The sequence below is a fragment of the Rubrivivax soli genome, assembly GCF_049810355.1.
Classification (GTDB): domain Bacteria; phylum Pseudomonadota; class Gammaproteobacteria; order Burkholderiales; family Burkholderiaceae_C; genus Rubrivivax.
In genome coordinates this window covers 1,046,593-1,063,805 of sequence record NZ_CP187368.1, presented here as the reverse complement: position 1 = coordinate 1,063,805, position 17,213 = coordinate 1,046,593, and the positions used below count along the sequence as shown (strand labels likewise).

Sequence of the window (17,213 nt, the reverse complement as noted above, 5' to 3'; positions counted from 1 at the left end):
GGATGACCGACGAGCACCGCATGCTGCAGGACGCGGCGCGGCGCTACATCGCCGACAAGTGGGTGCCGCGCGCGGCCGAGTTCCGCGCCGCGGGCCGGCTCGGCCCCGAGGTCTGGCGCGAGGCGGCGGCCGCGGGCCTGCTGTGCGCGTCCACGCCCGAGCAGTACGGCGGCGGCGGCGGCGACTTCGGCCACGAGGCGGTGATCCTGCTGGAGCAGGCGCGCGCCAACCTCAGCGGCTGGGGCGGCGGGCTGCATTCGGCCATCGTCGCGCCCTACCTGCTGCACTACGGCACCGAGGAACAGAAGCAGCGCTGGCTGCCGAAGATGTGCAGCGGCGAGTTCATCACCGCCATCGCGATGACCGAGCCCGGCACCGGCAGCGACCTGCAGTCGGTGCGCACCAGCGCCGTGCTGCGCAACGACGGCGGCGGCGACCACTACGTGCTGAACGGCGCCAAGACCTTCATCACCAACGGCCAGAACGCGAACCTGATCGTCGTGGTCTGCAAGACCGGCCCCGAGGGCGGCGCGAAGAACATCTCGCTGCTGATGCTGGAGACCGAAGGCGCGCAGGGCTTCCGCCGTGGCCGCCAGCTCGAGAAGGTGGGCATGCACGCGCAGGACACCTCGGAGCTGTTCTTCGACGACGTGCGCGTGCCGGCGGCCCACCTGATCGGCGGCAAGGAAGGGCAGGGCTTCTTCCAGCTGATGGAGCAGCTGCCGCAGGAGCGGCTGATCATCGCCGTCAGCGGCATCGGTGCGATGGAGCGCGCGCTCGACGAGACGCTGCGCTACACCAAGGAGCGCAAGGCCTTCGGCAAGCGGCTGTGGGACTTCCAGAACACGCGCTTCAAGCTCGCCGAGGTGCAGGCTGTGGTGCTGGCGGCCCGCGCGTTCGTGGACGCCTGCATGGCCGCGCACCTGCGGGGCGAGCTGGATGCGGCGCGCGCCGCGCTGGCCAAGGCCTGGGTCAGCGAACAGCAGTGCAAGGTGATGGACGAGTGCCTGCAGCTCTTCGGCGGTTATGGGTACATGATGGAGTACCCGATCGCCGAGCTGTACGTGGACGCCCGCGTGCAGCGCATCTACGGCGGCACCAACGAGATCATGAAGGAACTCGCGGCGCGCTTCATGTAGCGCCGCGTCGGAGCCGACAGCCATGAACAACGCCGATCTTCCCCTGGCCGAACGCCTGCAGGCCACGCTGGCCGCGCAGCGTGCCGCCTACCTCGCGCACCCGGTGCCGAGCTACGCCGAGCGCTTCGAGGACCTGCGGCGCCTGCGCGCCTTCGTGCGCGACAACCAGGACGCGCTGTGCGCGGCCATCAGCGCCGACTACGGCCACCGCTCGCGCCACGAGTCGCTGCTGTGCGAGGTGCTGCCGGCGGTGGACGGCATCGGCCACACGCTGCGCCACCTGCGCGGCTGGATGAAGCCGCAGCGGCGCAGCGTCGACCTGAAGAGCTTCCCGGGCGCCAGCAACCGCGTGATCCCGCAGCCGCTGGGCGTGGTGGGCGTCATCGTGCCCTGGAACTTCCCGGTCAACCTGAGCTTCGTGCCGCTGACCTACATCTTCGCCGCCGGCAACCGCGCGATGGTGAAGATGAGCGAGAACTCGCGCCACCTGGCGAAGCTGCTGATCGAGCTGTCGCCGAAGTACTTCCCGCCCGAGAAGCTGCAGTTCTTCGACGAGACCGGCGGCGTCGGCATCGAGTTCTCGAAGCTGCCGTTCGACCACCTGCTGTTCACCGGCTCGGGCACCACCGGGCGCGCGGTGATGGCGGCCGCGGCCAGCAACCTGTGCCCGGTGACGCTGGAGCTCGGCGGCAAGGCGCCGGCCATCGTGGCCGACGACTTCCCGCTGCAGACCGCGGCCGAGCGCATCCTGTTCGTGAAGTGCCTGAACGCGGGCCAGATCTGCACCTCGGTCGACCATGCCTGGCTGCCGCAGGCGAAGATCCCGGCCTTCGTCGAGGCGGCGCAGGCCATCGTGCCGGCACGCTACGCGAGCCTGGCCTCGCCCGACTACACCTCCATCGTCGACGAGCGCTCGTTCCAGCGCCTGGTGGCCGCCCTCGACGAAGCCCGCGCCCGCGGCGCCAAGCTGATCCAGCTGATCCCCGGGCCGGCGCACGACGCCGCCACGCGCAAGATCGCGCCGCACATCGTGCTGGACGCGCCGGCCGACTGCGCGCTGATGCAGCGCGAGATCTTCGGCCCCATCCTGCCGCTGCGCGGCTACACGCAGCTGGAGACCGTGGTGGCCAGCATCAACGCCGGCGACCGCCCGCTGGCCGTCTACCCGTTCAGCAACGACCCGGTCTTCATCCAGACCGTGCTCGACCGCGTGATGTCGGGCGGCGTCTCGGTCAACGACGCGCTGTTCCACGTCGGCCAGCACGACCTGCCGTTCGGCGGCGTCGGTGCCTCGGGCATGGGCCACTACCACGGCCGCGAGGGCTTCGAGACGTTCTCCAAGCTGCGCCCGGTGTTCCGCCAGGCGCGCTTCTCCGCGATGAAGCTCATGGCGCCGCCCTACGGCCGATTCGCCGACACGCTGCTGAAGTTCCTGATCAAGTGAGGCCCAGATGACAGACGCCTACATCTACGACCACGTGCGCACGCCGCGCGGCAAGGGCAAGAAGGACGGTGCGCTGCACCAGGCCACGCCGGTGTGGCTGCTGCGCACGCTGCTGCAGGCGCTGCAGCAGCGCAACGCGCTCGACACCGCGCTGGTCGACGACGTGGTGCTGGGCTGCGTGACGCCGGTGGGCGAGCAGGGCGCCGACATCGCGCGCACCGCGGTGCTCGACGCCGAGTGGGCCCAGACCGTGGCCGGCGTGACGCAGAGCCGCTTCTGCGCCAGCGGGCTGGAATCGGTGAACCTGGCCGCGGCCAAGGTGGGCACCGGCTGGGAAGACCTGGTGGTGGCCGGCGGTGTCGAGAGCATGAGCCGCTGGACCATGGGCAGCGACGGCGGCGCCTGGTTCATGGACCCGCGCATCAACCAGAAGCTGGGCTTCGTGCCGCAGGGGGTGGGCGCCGACCTGATCGGCACGCTGGAAGGCTGGGGCCGCGCCGACGTGGACGCGTACGCGCTGCGTTCGCACCAGAAGGCGGCCGCAGCGCGCGCGGCCGGGCACTTCGGCCGCTCCATCGTGCCGGTCGTCGACATCGCCGGGCTGCCGATGCTGGCCGAGGACGAGACCATCCGCGCCAACGCCACGCTCGAGGCCATGGCCAAGCTGGACCCCAGCTTCGCGATGATGGGCGCGATGGGCTTCGACGCCACCGCGCTGCGCAAGTACACGACGGTCGAGCGCATCACGCACATGCACCACGCCGGCAACTCGTCGGGCATCGTGGACGGCGCCGCGCTGATGCTGGTGGGCAACGCCGAGGGCGGCCGCCGCGCCGGGCTGAAGCCGCGCGCGCGCATCCGCGCCGCGGCCGTGGTCGGCAGCGAGCCGACCATCATGCTCACCGGCCCCACGCCGGCCTGCCGCAAGGCACTGGCCAAGGCGGGCATGGCCGCCAGCGACATCGACCTGTGGGAAGTGAACGAAGCCTTCGCCGTGGTGCCGATGAAGACCGCGCGCGACCTGGGTGTGGACCTGGAGCGTGTCAACGTCAACGGCGGCTCCATCGCGATGGGCCACCCGCTGGGGGCCACCGGCTGCATCATCCTCGGCACCCTGCTCGACGAGCTCGAGCGGCGCAATCTCGCCACCGGCTGCGCCACGCTCTGCGTGGGCGGCGGCATGGGCATCGCGACGATCATCGAAAGGGTTGGAGCATGACGGCCGTGCAACTGACACTGGGCGACGACGGCATCCTCGTCGCGGCGATGGACCTGCCCGGCCGGCCGATGAACGTGGTCGGCGACACGCTGATGGCGGGCATCGCCGAGGCCGTGGCCAAGCTGGCCGAGCCGGCGGTGAAGGGCCTGGTGCTGACCTCGAACAAGGCCGACTTCTGCGCCGGCGGCGACCTCGACCGCATGTCGACCTGGACCACGCCGCAGGAGCCCTTCGAAGCCTCGATGGCGATGAAGCAGGTGCTGCGCGCGCTGGAACTGCAGGGCAAGCCGGTGGTGGCCGCGATCAACGGCCACGCGCTCGGAGGCGGCCTGGAGCTGGCGCTGGCCTGCCACGCACGCTTCGCCATCGACGACCCGCGGCTCAAGCTCGGGCAGCCCGAGGTGAAGCTGGGCCTGCTGCCCGGCGGCGGCGGCACGGTGCGTCTGCCGCGGCTGGTGGGCATCCAGCAGGCGCTGCAGATCTGCGCCGAGGGCGCCGACATCAGCCCGCAGAAGGCGCTGGGCATGGGCCTGCTGACGGGCCTGGCGAAAGACCGCGACGACCTGCTGGCCCAGGCCCGGGCCTGGATCGCCGCCAACCCGAAGGCGCAGCAGCCCTGGGACCAGCCCAAGTTCCGCTTCCCCGGCGGCGATGCGCGCAGCCCGGCGGTGGCGCAGATCTTCAGCATCGGCCCGTCGATCGCCTCGGCCAAGAGCTACGGCAACTACCCGGCCGTCACGCACATCATGAGCAGCGTCTTCGAAGGCGGGCTGCTCGGCTTCGACGCCGCCAGCGTGGTGGAGAGCCGCTACTTCGCGGCCTGCGTGCTGTCGCAGGCCTCGAAGAACATGATCCACACGCTGTGGTACCAGCTCAACGCCATCAAGAAGGGCGCCTCGCGCCCGGCCGGCGTGGCGCCGTCCAAGGTGAAGAAGCTCGGCATCCTGGGCGCCGGCATGATGGGTGGCGGCATCGCCTACGTGTCGGCCAAGGCCGGCATCGAGGTCGTGCTGCTCGACAGCACGCAGGAAGCGGCCGAGCGCGGCAAGGGCTACTCGCAAGGCCTGCTCGACAAGGCCGTGAAGAAGGGCCGCAGCACGGCGGACAAGCGCGACGCGCTGCTGGCGCTGATCACGCCCACCACCGACCACGCGCTGCTGGCCGGCTGCGACCTGGTGATCGAGGCCGTGTTCGAGGACCGTGCCGTGAAGGCCGCGGTCACGCAGCAGGCCGAGGCCGTGCTGGGGGCGGATGCCGTGTTCGCCAGCAACACCAGCACGCTGCCGATCACCGGCCTGGCCCGCGCCAGTGCGCGGCCGGCGCAGTTCATCGGGCTGCACTTCTTCAGCCCGGTCGACAAGATGCCGCTGGTGGAGATCATCGTCGGCGCCGAGACCAGCGACGCCACGCTGGCCCGCGGCTTCGACTACGTGCAGCAGATCGGCAAGACGCCCATCGTCGTCAACGACCGCCGCGGCTTCTACACCAGCCGCGTCTTCGGCACCTACGTGATGGAGGGCATCGCGATGCTGGCCGAGGGCGTGCACCCGCGCAGCATCGAGGTCGCGGGCCTGCAGGCCGGCATGCCGATGCCGCCGCTGGCGCTGCAGGACGAGGTGAGCCTGAGCCTGGGCCTGCACGTGGCCGACCAGACGAAGAAGGACCTGGCCGCCGAAGGCAAGCCGTATGCCGAACACCCCGGCATGCGCGTGGTGCGGCAACTGTGCGAGATCGGCCGCATCGGCAAGAAGGCCGGGCAGGGCTTCTACGACTACGCCGGCGGCGACAAGGCGCTGTGGCCGGGCCTGGCGACGCTGTTCCCGGTAGCGGCTGCGCAGCCCGCGCAGCGCGAGCTGATCGACCGCCTCATGTTTGCGCAGGCCAACGAGGCGGCCCGCTGCTTCGAGGAAGGCGTGCTGCGCTCGGTGGCCGACGCCAACATCGGCAGCATCTTCGGCTGGGGCTTCGCGCCGTTCCACGGCGGCGCGCTGCAGTTCATCGACGCGATGGGCGCGGCGGCCTTCGTCGCACGGTCGCGGGAGCTGGCCGCGCGCTTCGGCCCGCGTTTCGAACCCGCGGCCGTGGTGGTGCGACAGGCGGAGACGGGCGGCCGCTTCGGCCGCTGAAGCCCACAGCGGGGCGGATGCGGACGGGAATCCGCTTCTGGACTAGAATTGACGGCAAGTCCAGTACTGGAGTCTGCCATGAGCGCCGTTCTCGCCCCCGTCCCGGCACCGGACGTCAGCCCCGAGCGCATGGCCGCGGCCGGCCTGCGTGCCTTCGTGCGCATTGCCGAGGCCTGGGGCCTGTCGATCGACGAGCAGCTGCGCCTGCTGGGCCAGCCGCCACGCTCGACCTTCTTCGCCTGGCGCAAGGCACCCGACAAGGCGGCGCTGCCGCGCGACACGCTGGAGCGGCTGTCGAACCTGCTGGGCATCTACAAGAGCCTGCAGATCCTGCTGCCCGACGCCGCGGCGGCCGACACCTGGGTGCGCCACCCCAACAGCGCCATGCCCTTCGGCGGCCGCAGCGCGCTCGACCGCATGCTGGCCGGCAACGTGAGCGACCTGCACCTGGTGCGGCGCTACCTCGACGGCGTCCGCGGCGGCGGCTGGTCTTGATCGCGAGCCCGGCCGACATCGCCGTGCGCCGCGTGCGCTGGCAGCAGGCCTGCCGCATCGTGCCCACCCGCTACCCGGCGATCACGCTGTTCGACCGCGTCGCCGATGCCGACGACTTCGACGCGCTGTACGCCCTGGAGGCCATGACCAACGAACGCGTGCGCGACGAGATCGGCCAGATCGAGCGCGTGCCGCGTGCGCTGCGCCTGTACGGGCCCGGCAGCGGCCCGGTCATGGCGGCCTTCACGCACGTCAACACCCAGGGCAGCCGCTTCGCCGACGGCCGCTTCGGCGTCTTCTACGCGGCGCGCGAACGCGCCACCGCCGTGGCCGAGACACGCCACCACCACGCGCGCTTCCTGGCCGCCACGCGGCAGCCCGCGATGCACCTGCCGATGCGGCTCTACCACGTGGCCATCGACGCGCGACTGCACGACCTGCGCCCGCCCGGCGCGGTGCCCGAGGCCGTGTACGCGCCCGACGACTACACCGCCTCGCAGGCGCTGGGCGTGCAGTTGCAGGCGCAGGGCTCCGCGGGCGTGGCCTACCGGAGCGTTCGCCACGCCGGCGGCGAATGCGCGGGCCTGTTCACGCCGCGCGGCGCCAGCGCCTGCCTGCACGCGGCCTACCTGCTGTACGCGTGGGACGGCGCGCAGTTCAGCGACGTCTACGAGAAGCTGGCATGACCGGCATGGCTGGCACCGGCCCGCGCTTCGACCGCCTGGACGCGCTGCGCGGCGCGGCCATCGTGTGGATGGTGCTGTTCCACCTGTGCTTCGACCTCAACACCTTCGGCCTGCTGCAGCCGCGGCAGAACTTCTACGTCGATCCGTTCTGGACCTGGCAGCGCACCTGCATCGTCAGCCTGTTCCTGTTCTGCGCCGGTCTGGGGCAGGCGGCTGCGCTGCACGCCGGGCAGGGCTGGCCGCGCTTCTGGCGCCGCTGGGCGCAGGTGCTGGGCTGCGCGGTGCTGGTCAGCATCGGCTCGGCGTGGATGTTTCCGCGCAGCTGGATCAGCTTCGGCGTGCTGCACGGCATCGTCGTGATGCTGGTGCTGGTGCGGCTGGCAGCGCCGTTGCGCGGCTGGCTGTGGCCGCTGGGTGCGCTGGTGCTGCTGCTGCCGCACCTGGTGCAGCACGCGGTGTTCGACAGCCGCTGGACCAACTGGGTCGGCCTGGTCACGCGCAAGCCCGTCACCGAAGACTTCGTGCCGGTGCTGCCCTGGCTGGGCGTGATGCTGTGGGGGCTGGCGGCCGGGCAGTGGCTGCTGGAGCGGCGCCCTGCGCTGCTGCAGGGGGCGGTGCCGGCCGCCGCGCAGCCGCTGGCGCTGCTGGGGCGCTGGTCGCTCAGCGTCTACATGCTGCACCAGCCGGTGTTCATCGGCACGCTGATGGCCTGGCAGGCGCTGCGGGGCTGAGGTCGCCGGCTGCCAGAATGCGCGCATGACATCCGAGTCCGCCGCCCCCCAGGCCCTGCAGGAAACGCTGCTGCGCGAGATCGCGGCCCGCGGCGGCGTGAAGCGCTACCCGGCGCAGGCCGTGCTGATCAACGAAGGCGACCACGCCGACACGCTCTTCATCATCCTCAGCGGCCGCGTCAAGGTGTACGCCGCCAACGAGGCCGGCAAGGAGGTGATCCTGACCACGCTGGGTGCCGGCGAGTACGTCGGCGAACTGGCGCTCGACGGCGGCGTGCGCAGCGCCTCGGTGATGACGCTGGAGCCCACCACCTGCGCCGTGGTGGCCGGTGCCAATCTGCGCGAGTTCATCGTCGCGCACCCCGACTTCGCGCAGCACCTGATCCTGAACCTCATCCGCCGCGTGCGCCGCCTCACCGACAGCGTCAAGAGCCTGGCGCTCGAAGACGTGTACAGCCGCATCGTCGGCCTGCTGCAGGCCCTGTCGGAACCCGAGGGCACGCACCGCGTGATCCGGCAGAGGCTGACGCAGCAGGACATCGCCGAGCACGTGGGCTCGTCGCGCGAGATGGTCAGCCGCGTCTTCAAGGAACTCACCACCGGCGGCTACGTGCAGGTGGATGCCGGCCGCATCACCATCCTGAAGACACCGCCGGCTGCCTGGTAGGCGGCTGCCGGCCGTGAAAACCGCACGTCGCCGCTGTGGCATGCGGCGGCGAACGCCGGTCTGGCGCTCCCTACAGTGGGACATGCGGCGCAGCGCTGCGCTGCCGCCGGACACCGCATCCACCCACGAGGAGACAGCACATGACAGGCCTGCACCAGGGTGGCCCCGCCGCCTACCGCACCTTCGGCGCGCTGCAGCGCATGGTGGCACTGCTGCGCCAGGACCTGCTCGACGACGCCCGGCTCGACCGCTCGCGCTGGCTGGCCGCTGCCGAGGGCGACGACCACGCCCGTGCGCTGCGCGAGCGCGCCTGGGCGGAACTGCGCGGCAGCGCGCGCAGCGCCGAAGCCGTGTGAATTTGCCGCGGCGGCGCTGTGGCACCGTGCGCGGCACGTTGCACGATGCCGTCGCACAGTGCGGCCGCTCGGCTCCTTCAGGAGACGCCCATGGCCACCGCCGCACCACACCTGCGCTTCGTGCTCCGCCGCCTCAAGGCGCCGTCGCCGCGCCCGCGACGGGCGGCGCAGCCTCCCAGCCCTGCAGCGCCTCGGGTGTCAGCGCCTGCAGCACCTCGTGCGCGTGCTGGCGCCCCTGCTCCGCGATGTGGTCGAACTTCTTCCACTGCAGCATCCCCACCCGCGGCAGCGGCGGGTTGAAGTACAGGTCGGTGCGCTTGCGCGCCTCGCGCTGGCGCGAACTGCTCACGAGCACCGTCACGTTCATCAGGTACGACACGAGCGACGGAAAGCGGTAGCGGCGGCTGGCCTTGGGCCGCAGGCGGTCGCGCAGCAGGGTCCAGGCGCCGGGCACGGCATCGTGCTCGATGCGGCGCGGCTTGTGGAACGACAGGTCGACGCCGATGACCCGGCCCACACCGCGCTGCGCGCGCATCACGTCGACCGGAAAGTTGTTGAAGGTGCCGCCGTCGCAGAGGAGGTCGCCGTCGTGCAGCACCGGTGGCAGCGCGCCGGGAATGGCGATGCTCGCGAGCAAGTGGTTCTGCAGCGGACCGTGCTGCAGCACTTCCTCGCGTGCCTGCGAGTAGTTGCTGGCGACGCAGTACCAGTTCTTCCACAGGTCCTCGGCGTCGATGTCGCGGCCCACCAGCGCGTGCAACGCGTCGCGGATCACGCGGCGCAGCCGCCGCCCGGCGATCAGCGACAGCAGCGGCAGCAGGTTGTAGTCGCTGGTGGGACTGGCGCTGAAGGCACGGCGCGCGATGGCCATCACCCCGGGCCAGGGCTGGTCGCTCGCCACCAGCGCCGCCATCACCGAGCCGATGCTCGTGCCGCCGACGACGTCGACCTCGATGCCCGCGCCGTGCAGTGTCTGCATCACGCCCAGGTGGGCGATGCCGCGGGCGCCGCCACCGGCCAGCACCAGGCCCACCGCGGTGCGGCTCTGCAGCCGGGCCAGCCGCGCCATGTCGCGCGGCAGCGCCGGGCGCACGTGCACGTGGCCGGCCAGCGGCCTGCGCGCCAGCCAGTGCCGCGTGTGTTGCGGGCAGCGCCGGTCGGCCGGATGCAGCAGCACCAGCACCTCGGCCGCTTCGGTGCGCCCGGGCCGGCGCATCAGCAGCTGCGCCTCGGTGGCGTGCAGCACGGGCGGCTGGTCCGCGTCGGCCAGCAGCAGCAGTTCGTCGCTGCGGCGGCTGCAGCGCGCGGTCCACGCGGTGGGGGCGTCGTCGCCGAGCAGCAGCACGAAGTCGTGCTCGGCTTCCAGCTCGTCGAGGTGGAGCGCGATGCGGCGGTTGGCGGCGGCGTCGTCGATCGCGGCGTGTGCGATGCAGGGCTGCTGCAGGGCCGCGTCCAGCGCAGCGGCGTCGACCACCGCGACCCGGCCGCTGCGGCCCAGCTGCGCCGCCAGCTGCCGGGCCAGCGCCGGTGTGTCGACGCCGGCCGTCACCGGCAGCAGGGCCATCGCCACCGGCCGCGCCGTGACCGCGCTGCCCTGCACCGACTGCAGCCGGTCGATGATCTGCCGCGTCAGCGCGATCGACACCTGCGCGCTGCCCGCCAGCAGTTGGGCGAAGGCGGGCTTGGCCAGCCGCACCAGCACCGAGTCGCGGATCGCGACCACCGTGGCCGAGCGCGGCGCGTCGGTGTACAGGCTCATCTCGCCGATGATCTGGCCGCGCCCCATTTCGCGCAGCAGGCGCTCGACACCGTCTTCGTCGCGCACGTAGGCCCGCAGGCGGCCGCTGATCGACAGGTACATCGAGTCACCCGGGTCGCCCTGCTGCATCAGGGTCTCGCCGGCGGCGACTTCCACCCACTCGAGCTGCGCGCGCAGCAGGTCCAGGGCCGCGGGATCCATGTCGCCGAGATAGGTGCGCAGGTGTTGTTCTAGGAAGGCGTCCTGGTAGTGTTTTGGCATGCGGTGCGGAAGATGGCAGGCGGCGTCGGCGGTGCACGCGGCAGGCGGGGTGGCGCGGCAACGACAGCGATGATGCGCAGCCCGCCATGGCGCGCAACCCCCCCTTGATCTCGTGGTTGTACGGGGGGCACCCGCCGCAGGCCAGTCGGTCAAACCCTGCGCGCGGCGACAATGGCAGCCATGAGCACCCAGGTCCTGTTCGGCTTCCATGCCGTCACCGTGCGGCTGAAGACAGCGCCGCAGTCCGTCGTCGAGATCCATGTCGATGCGGCGCGGCGCGACGCGCGCATGCGCCAGTTCGTCGAGCGTGCGCACGCCGCGGGCGCCAAGGTGGTGGACAGCGACGATGCCCGCCTGAACAGCCTGGCCGGCGGGCCGCGCCACCAGGGTGTGGTGGCGCGCGTGAAGCCCGTGGCGCTGAGCCATTCGCTCGACGACGTGCTCGACGCCGCGACCGGACCGGCGCTGGTGCTGGTGCTCGACGGCGTGACCGACCCGCACAACCTGGGCGCCTGCCTGCGCGTGGCCGACGGCGCCGGCGCCCACGCCGTGGTGGCACCCAAGGACCACGCGGTGGGCGTGAACGCCACGGTGGCCAAGGTGGCCAGCGGCGCCGCCGAGACCGTGCCCTACCTGATGGTGACGAACCTGGCCCGCACGCTGAACGAGCTGAAGGAGCGCGACATCACCATCGTGGGCACCAGCGACGACGCCACCGACACGATCTACGACGCCGACCTGCGCGGCCCGGTGGCCCTGGTGCTGGGGGCCGAGGGCGCCGGCATGCGGCAGCTCACGCGCAAGACCTGCGACCGCCTGGTGCGCATCCCGATGGCCGGCGCCGTGGAAAGCCTGAACGTGAGCGTCGCGGCCGGCGTGTGCCTGTACGAGGCGCTGCGCCAGCGGCGCTGAACGAGGAGCCTGGACATGCCCGTCATCGAAGTCCGCCACCCGCTGGTGCGCCACAAGGTCGGCCTGCTGCGCGAGAACGACATCTCGACCAAGAAGTTCCGCGAGCTGACCAACGAGCTCGCACGGCTGCTGGCCTACGAGGCCACCGCCGACTTCCCGCTGGAGAAGACGCCGATCGACTGCTGGAGCGGGCCGATCGAGATCGAGCAGATCGCCGGCAAGAAGGTGACCGTGGTGCCGATCCTGCGCGCCGGGCTCGGCATGCTCGACGGCGTGCTGGACATGGTGCCCAACGCCAAGGTCAGCGTGGTCGGCCTCAGCCGCAACCACGAGACGCTGCAGCCCGAGCACTACTTCGAGCGCTTCGTCGGCCACCTGGACGAACGCACGGCGCTGATCGTCGACCCGATGCTGGCCACGGCCGGCTCGATGATCGCCACCGTCGAACTGCTCAAGCGCCGCGGCTGCAAGGACATCCGCGCGCTGGTGCTGGTGGCCGCACCCGAGGGCGTGCGCGCACTCGACGCGGCGCACCCCGACGTGCGCTGCTGGACGGCGGCCATCGACAGCCACCTCAACGAGCTGGGCTACATCATCCCCGGGCTCGGCGACGCCGGCGACAAGATCTTCGGCACCCGCTGACCCGGCGGTCGATGCAGCCCGTGCCGCCTGTTCCGCCGGTTCGGCAGCCTGTCGCGCAGTGCTGGCCTTGCAGCCGCCGCGGCGGCATGCTGCACGGCACCGCAGCCACCCCGTGAATCCCATGCCTTCCACCACCCGCCGCCACTGCCTGGCGCTGGCCGCCGGCGCGGCGCTGCCGCTGCAGGCCCGCGCCATCGATCTGCAGCGGTTCCTGCCCGTCACGGGCTCGGGCCGCATCGTCACGCAGGAGCCGCCGGTGGGCAGCTTCGGCGGCGTGTCGGTGGCCGATGCGCTGGTCGTCGACATCGAGCAGGCGCAGCCGCCGGGGCTGTTCCTGGAAGGCGACGACAACCTGCTGCCGCTGCTGGACCTGCAGGTGCAGGACGGCGTGCTGCGCGTGCGCCAGCGCCGGCCGCTGAAGCCGACCCGGCTGCGCATCGTGGCGCGGGTGTGGCAGCTCGACAGCCTCGCCGTCTCGGGCAGCGCGGTGCTGCGCGGCGATGGGCTGGTGGCCAAGACGCTGCAGCTGCGGGGCGGCGGCTCGGGCGTGGTGAAGCTGCAGGCGCTGACGGCCGAGCGCGTGGTGGTGCAGGCCGGCGGCAGCACGGTGCTGCGGCTGGCCGGGCGCGCCAACGAACTGGCGCTCGACGCAGGCGGCAGCGCGCTGGTCGACGGCGCGGCGCTGCAGGTGCGGCGGGTCGAGGCCCGCCTGGGCGGGGCGGCCGCGGCCAAGGTCTGGGCTGCCGACCGCCTGAGCGGCAACGTCGCCGGCTCGGCCGTGCTGCGCTACCGCGGCGACCCGCAGCTGGCGCTGGACAGCAGCGGCAGCGGGCGCATCCGCAAGCTCTGACCGGCTCCAGCCCGGGTCAGCCGGCGTAGCCGAGCGCGCCGACCACGGCGCCGGCGGCGATCGGCCACATCGGGCTGATCTTCGTGCGCAGCATCAGCAGCACCGTGGCGGCCACCAGCAGCAGCGCGCCTGCATGGTGGCGACCGGGCTCGGTGAGCACCCAGCCCGTGGACAGCAGCAAGCCGATGGTCAGCGGCGCCATGCCGCCGGTGAAGGCGCGCACGCCGCGCGAGTCCTTGCGCGCCGCACCCCAGCGCGAGGCCGCCAGCGCCAGCGTCGTGGACGGCAGCAGGCTGCCGACCATCGTGGCGGCCACGCCGGCCAGGCCGCCCACGTTCCAGCCGATCACGGCCACGAACAGCACGTTGGGCCCGGGGGCCGCCTGCGCCAGCGCCACCGACGCGGTGAACTGCGCGTCGCTGAGCCAGCCCCGGTCGCCGACCACGAAGCGCTGCATGTCGGGCGCGGTGGTGATGGCGCCGCCCACGGCCAGCAGCGACAGCAGCGCGAAGTGCAGCAGCAGCGCCAGCAGCTCCGGCGTGCCCACGTTCACCGGGCCCCACAGCAGCAGGTTCACGGCCGGAGCTTCCACCACGCAAACGCCACGGCCGGCACCCCCAGGCCCAGCACCACCGCGGCCAGCGGCCAGCGCAGCACGCCGATGGCCAGCAGCGTGCCCGCGCCCAGCAGCACGCAGGCCGTGCGGCCCATCGGGTTGGCGCGCAGCGTGGGCATCAGCTTCAGCGCGGTCGCGATGATCAGCCCGGCCGCCACCGCGCCCATGCCGCGCAGCGCGCCGGCCACCATCGGGATGCTGGCGAACTGCCCGTACAGCGCCGCCGCCAGCAGCACGATGAGCAGCGGCGCCGCGAGCAGCCCGCCGAGCGCTGCGGCCACGCCGCGCCAGCCGAAGAAGCGGTCGCCGATCATCAGCGCCATGTTGACGATGTTGGGGCCGGGCAGCACCTGGCCCACCGACAGGGTCTCCAGGAACTGCTCGCGCGTCATCCAGCGTTCACGCTCGACCAGTTCGCGCTGCGCCACCGGCAGCACGCCGCCGAAGCCCTGCAGCGCCAGCCGGTTGAAGGCGAGGAACAGCGCGCCGGGCGTGGCGGGCACGCGCAGCGCGTCGGCAGCAGGTTCAGACATCGTACGGCCGCGCCATGCGCCGGGCCAGCAGCGCGCTCAACCCGATCGCCAGCAGCATCCAGCCCAGCGCCACCCAGTGCAGCGCGCCGAAGCCGCTGGCCGCCACCATCGCGCCGCCGCCGCCGGCACCGATGGCCTGGCCCAGGTACATGGCCGAGGTGTTCAGCGCCATCAGCGCCGGCGCCAGCGCGGGCGCGGCCGCGCCCAGCCGCGCCTGCTGCGCCGAGTTCGACGAGAAGCAGCCCAGCGCCCAGGGCACCAGCACGGCCGTCATCGCGAACAAGGTCAGCGCCAGCGGCCACAGCAGCAGGCTGACCGCCATGCCGGCCAGTGCCACCGTGACGCAGCGCGCCGCACCCTGGCGGTCCACCACGCGCTGCAGCAGGATGTTGCCGAGCAGGCCGAAGGCGCCGAACCACAGGAAGAGGAAGCTCACGCTGGCGGCATCGGCGCCGATCACCTGGCGGTAGTAGGGCGCGAAATACGAGAACAGCGTGAACTGCCCGGCGGCACTGAGCGCCGTGACCGCCACCACGCCCATCAGCAGCGGATGCGTCAGCGTGCTGCGCCACGCCGCCAGCGACAGCGCCGCGGGCCGGATGCCGTCGGGCAGCGTGCGCCACACCCACGCCGCGGCCAGCGCGCTGAGCACGGCCACCAGCGCGAAGGCCCAGCGCCAGCCGAAGGCCTCGCCGATGTAGCTGTGCAGCGGCATGCCGATCACCGACGACAGCGACCAGCCGATGAAGATGAAGGTGATGGCGCGGCCGCGTTCGGCCGGCGGCGCCATCACGTTGATGGCCGCAGCGGCCTGCGGCGTGAAGACGGCTGCGCCCAGCACCGTCAGCGCCCGCACCGGCAGCAGCGCGGCGTAGTGGGGCATCAGTGCGCTCAACGCGTGGCCCACCGCATACCACAGCAGGGCCAGCGTCAGCAGCCGGCGGCGGTCCCAGCCCGAGACCGCGCCGGCCAGCAGCGGCGCGCCCAGCGCCATCATCACCGCCGCCACCGAGATCAGCTGCCCGCCCACCGGCACCGAGACCTGCAGCGAGCGCACCAGGTCGTTCAGCGACCCGGCCGTCACCATGACGCCGCATCCGATGGCGAAGTTGCCGGCCAGCAGGGCGCGGCCGGCCGCGCGGTGGTCGCTCACCGGGGCGCGCCGGGCGCCGCGTTCAACGCAGCACCTTCAGCGCCTCGGGGTTCACCAGGTTGGTCGGCGTGTTGTTGACGAAGTTGACGACGTTGTCGAACGCCGCGCCGAAATACAGCTCGTAGCTGTCCTGCTCCACATAGCCGATGTGCGGCGTGCACACCGCGTTCTCCAGCCGCAGCAGCGGGTGGCCCTGCAGGATGGGCTCGCTCTCGAACACGTCGACCGCCGCCATGCCGGGCCGGCCCTTGTTCAGCGCCGAGACCAGCGCGCCTTCCTGCACCAGCTCGGCGCGGGAGGTGTTGACGAACAGTGCCGTGGGCTTCATGCGCGAGAGGTCCTCGAGCGTCACGATGCCGCGTGTCTCGTCGTTCAGGCGCAGGTGCACGGTGAGCACGTCGCACTGCGCGAAGAACTCCTCGCGCGTGCCGGCGGCGAGCAGGCCGTCGGCGCGGGCTTTCTCTCGTGAAGCCTCGCGGCCCCACACCAGCACCTCCATGCCGAAGGCGCGGCCGTAGCCCGCGAGCAGCTGGCCGATCTTGCCGTAGCCCCAGATGCCCAGCGTCTTGCCGCGCAGCACCGAGCCGATGCCGAAGTTCGGCGGCATGCCCGCCGCCTTCAGCCCGCTCTGCTGCCAGGCGCCGTGCTTGAGGTTGCCGATGTACTGCGGCAGCCGGCGCATGCTGGCCATGATCAGCGCCCAGGTCAGCTCGGCCGGCGCCACCGGCGAGCCCACGCCTTCGGCCACCGCGATGCCCAGCCGCGTGCAGGCTTCCACGTCGACGTGCGACCCCACCTTGCCGGTCTGCGAGATCAGCTTCAGGCGCGGCAGCTTCTCGAGCAGGGCGCGCGGGAAGTGCGTGCGCTCGCGGATCAGCACCAGCACGTCGGCGTCGCGCAGGCGCACCGACAACTGCCCGATGCCCTTCACCGTGTTGGTGAAGACCTTGGCATTCAGCGGTTCGAGCTTGGAGGCGCAGCGCAGCTTGCGCACCGCGTCCTGGTAGTCGTCGAGGATGATGATGTTCATGGGCTGTGCCCGGCATTCTGCCGCGTCCGGCAGGATTCGCGTGCCGCGGCTAGCATGCGCGACCTCGATTTCGTTACCGGAGACAAACCATGGCTCTCTCGATGCACTCGGCCAGCGTGCCCGTGCTGACGCGCACCCTCACGGCGATGCTGGCCTGGCTGGACAAGGCCCAGGCCCACGCCGAGGCCCGCAAGTTCGACGCGAACAATTACCTGGGCTTGCGCCTGGCCCCGGACATGCTGCCGTTCACGAAGCAGATCCAGATCGCCTGCGACATGGCCAAGGGCTGCGTGGCGCGGCTGTCGGGGCAGGAGGTGCCGAAGTGGGACGACAACGAAGCCACACTCGACGACCTGCGCGCACGCATCCGCAGGACTCTGGACTACGTGGGCGGCTTCTCGCCGGCGCACATCGACGGCAGCGATGCACGCGAGATCGTGCTGCAGATGCGGGCCGGCGAAGTGAAGTTCAGCGGCGAGGACTACCTCAAGCACTACGTGCTGCCCAACGTGTACTTCCACGCCACCACCACCTATGCGCTGCTGCGCCACGCGGGGGTGGAACTGGGCAAGCGCGACTTCCTGGGCTGACAGG

The 17,213-nt window shown here is 71.9% G+C and carries 18 protein-coding genes; 13 read left to right on the top strand and 5 right to left on the bottom strand.

Features of this window, described 5'->3' with window-relative positions; all coding sequences use genetic code 11:
* Window positions 1-2 precede the first annotated feature (2 nt).
* From ACPOLB_RS04665 to ACPOLB_RS04625, 9 genes are all read left to right on the top strand, one after another.
* The gene (locus ACPOLB_RS04665; RefSeq protein ID WP_425261874.1) at window positions 3-1,139 is read left to right on the top strand and encodes an acyl-CoA dehydrogenase family protein; all 1,137 of its coding nucleotides are present in this window, start codon (window positions 3-5) and stop codon (window positions 1,137-1,139) included.
* A 22-nt stretch (window positions 1,140-1,161) separates the two neighbouring features.
* Window positions 1,162-2,583, top strand: a complete 1,422-nt coding sequence (locus ACPOLB_RS04660; RefSeq protein WP_425260141.1) for a coniferyl aldehyde dehydrogenase — start codon at window positions 1,162-1,164, stop codon at window positions 2,581-2,583.
* Between the two features lie 7 nt (window positions 2,584-2,590).
* Entirely contained in the window at window positions 2,591-3,802 is a 1,212-nt protein-coding gene (locus tag ACPOLB_RS04655) for an acetyl-CoA C-acetyltransferase (RefSeq protein ID WP_425260140.1), read from the top strand.
* Entirely contained in the window at window positions 3,799-5,928 is a 2,130-nt protein-coding gene (locus ACPOLB_RS04650) for a 3-hydroxyacyl-CoA dehydrogenase NAD-binding domain-containing protein (RefSeq protein WP_425260139.1), read from the top strand. The genes ACPOLB_RS04655 and ACPOLB_RS04650 overlap by 4 nt, the downstream gene beginning before the upstream one ends.
* A gap of 78 nt (window positions 5,929-6,006) precedes the next feature.
* Complete coding sequence (locus ACPOLB_RS04645) at window positions 6,007-6,423, top strand: MbcA/ParS/Xre antitoxin family protein (RefSeq protein WP_425260138.1); 417 nt, start codon at window positions 6,007-6,009, stop codon at window positions 6,421-6,423.
* Entirely contained in the window at window positions 6,423-7,109 is a 687-nt protein-coding gene (locus ACPOLB_RS04640; protein ID WP_425261873.1) for an RES family NAD+ phosphorylase, read from the top strand. The genes ACPOLB_RS04645 and ACPOLB_RS04640 overlap by 1 nt, the downstream gene beginning before the upstream one ends.
* 5 nt (window positions 7,110-7,114) lie before the next feature.
* Window positions 7,115-7,840 (top strand): DUF1624 domain-containing protein, encoded by a 726-nt coding sequence (locus ACPOLB_RS04635; protein WP_425261872.1) that lies wholly within the window; start codon window positions 7,115-7,117, stop codon window positions 7,838-7,840.
* A gap of 25 nt (window positions 7,841-7,865) precedes the next feature.
* Window positions 7,866-8,507, top strand: coding sequence for a Crp/Fnr family transcriptional regulator (locus ACPOLB_RS04630; protein ID WP_425260137.1), 642 nt, complete (start codon window positions 7,866-7,868; stop codon window positions 8,505-8,507).
* Window positions 8,508-8,647: 140 nt separating this feature from the next.
* Window positions 8,648-8,863, top strand: a complete 216-nt coding sequence (locus ACPOLB_RS04625) for a hypothetical protein (protein ID WP_425260136.1) — start codon at window positions 8,648-8,650, stop codon at window positions 8,861-8,863.
* 133 nt (window positions 8,864-8,996) lie between these two features.
* Here ACPOLB_RS04625 and ACPOLB_RS04620 read toward each other — a convergent pair whose 3' ends face one another.
* Window positions 8,997-10,883, bottom strand: coding sequence for a patatin-like phospholipase family protein (locus ACPOLB_RS04620; RefSeq protein WP_425260135.1), 1,887 nt, complete (start codon window positions 10,881-10,883; stop codon window positions 8,997-8,999).
* A 180-nt stretch (window positions 10,884-11,063) separates the two neighbouring features.
* Here ACPOLB_RS04620 and rlmB point away from each other — a divergent pair, with 180 nt between their 5' ends.
* The 3 genes from rlmB to ACPOLB_RS04605 all read left to right on the top strand — a co-directional run bounded on the left by rlmB (window position 11,064) and on the right by ACPOLB_RS04605 (window position 13,287).
* Window positions 11,064-11,795 (top strand): 23S rRNA (guanosine(2251)-2'-O)-methyltransferase RlmB, encoded by a 732-nt coding sequence (rlmB, locus tag ACPOLB_RS04615; protein ID WP_425260134.1) that lies wholly within the window; start codon window positions 11,064-11,066, stop codon window positions 11,793-11,795.
* Between the two features lie 15 nt (window positions 11,796-11,810).
* Window positions 11,811-12,437, top strand: a complete 627-nt coding sequence (gene upp, locus ACPOLB_RS04610; protein ID WP_425260133.1) for a uracil phosphoribosyltransferase — start codon at window positions 11,811-11,813, stop codon at window positions 12,435-12,437.
* A 121-nt stretch (window positions 12,438-12,558) separates the two neighbouring features.
* Window positions 12,559-13,287, top strand: a complete 729-nt coding sequence (locus ACPOLB_RS04605) for a GIN domain-containing protein (protein ID WP_425260132.1) — start codon at window positions 12,559-12,561, stop codon at window positions 13,285-13,287.
* Window positions 13,288-13,303: 16 nt separating this feature from the next.
* Here ACPOLB_RS04605 and ACPOLB_RS04600 read toward each other — a convergent pair whose 3' ends face one another.
* The 4 genes from ACPOLB_RS04600 to ACPOLB_RS04585 are packed head-to-tail and all read right to left on the bottom strand — an operon-like array spanning window position 13,304 to window position 16,619.
* Window positions 13,304-13,864 carry a chromate transporter gene (locus ACPOLB_RS04600; RefSeq protein WP_425260131.1) on the bottom strand — a complete coding sequence of 187 codons (561 nt, stop codon included), beginning with the start codon at window positions 13,862-13,864 and terminating at the stop codon, window positions 13,304-13,306.
* Window positions 13,861-14,436, bottom strand: a complete 576-nt coding sequence (locus tag ACPOLB_RS04595) for a chromate transporter (protein ID WP_425260130.1) — start codon at window positions 14,434-14,436, stop codon at window positions 13,861-13,863. The genes ACPOLB_RS04600 and ACPOLB_RS04595 overlap by 4 nt, the downstream gene beginning before the upstream one ends.
* Complete coding sequence (locus ACPOLB_RS04590; RefSeq protein ID WP_425260129.1) at window positions 14,429-15,589, bottom strand: MFS transporter; 1,161 nt, start codon at window positions 15,587-15,589, stop codon at window positions 14,429-14,431. The genes ACPOLB_RS04595 and ACPOLB_RS04590 overlap by 8 nt, the downstream gene beginning before the upstream one ends.
* 22 nt (window positions 15,590-15,611) lie before the next feature.
* The gene (locus ACPOLB_RS04585; RefSeq protein ID WP_425260127.1) at window positions 15,612-16,619 is read right to left on the bottom strand and encodes a D-2-hydroxyacid dehydrogenase family protein; all 1,008 of its coding nucleotides are present in this window, start codon (window positions 16,617-16,619) and stop codon (window positions 15,612-15,614) included.
* An 89-nt stretch (window positions 16,620-16,708) separates the two neighbouring features.
* Here ACPOLB_RS04585 and ACPOLB_RS04580 point away from each other — a divergent pair, with 89 nt between their 5' ends.
* Window positions 16,709-17,209, top strand: coding sequence for a DUF1993 domain-containing protein (locus ACPOLB_RS04580; RefSeq protein ID WP_425260126.1), 501 nt, complete (start codon window positions 16,709-16,711; stop codon window positions 17,207-17,209).
* The last annotated feature ends 4 nt before the right edge of the window (window positions 17,210-17,213 follow it).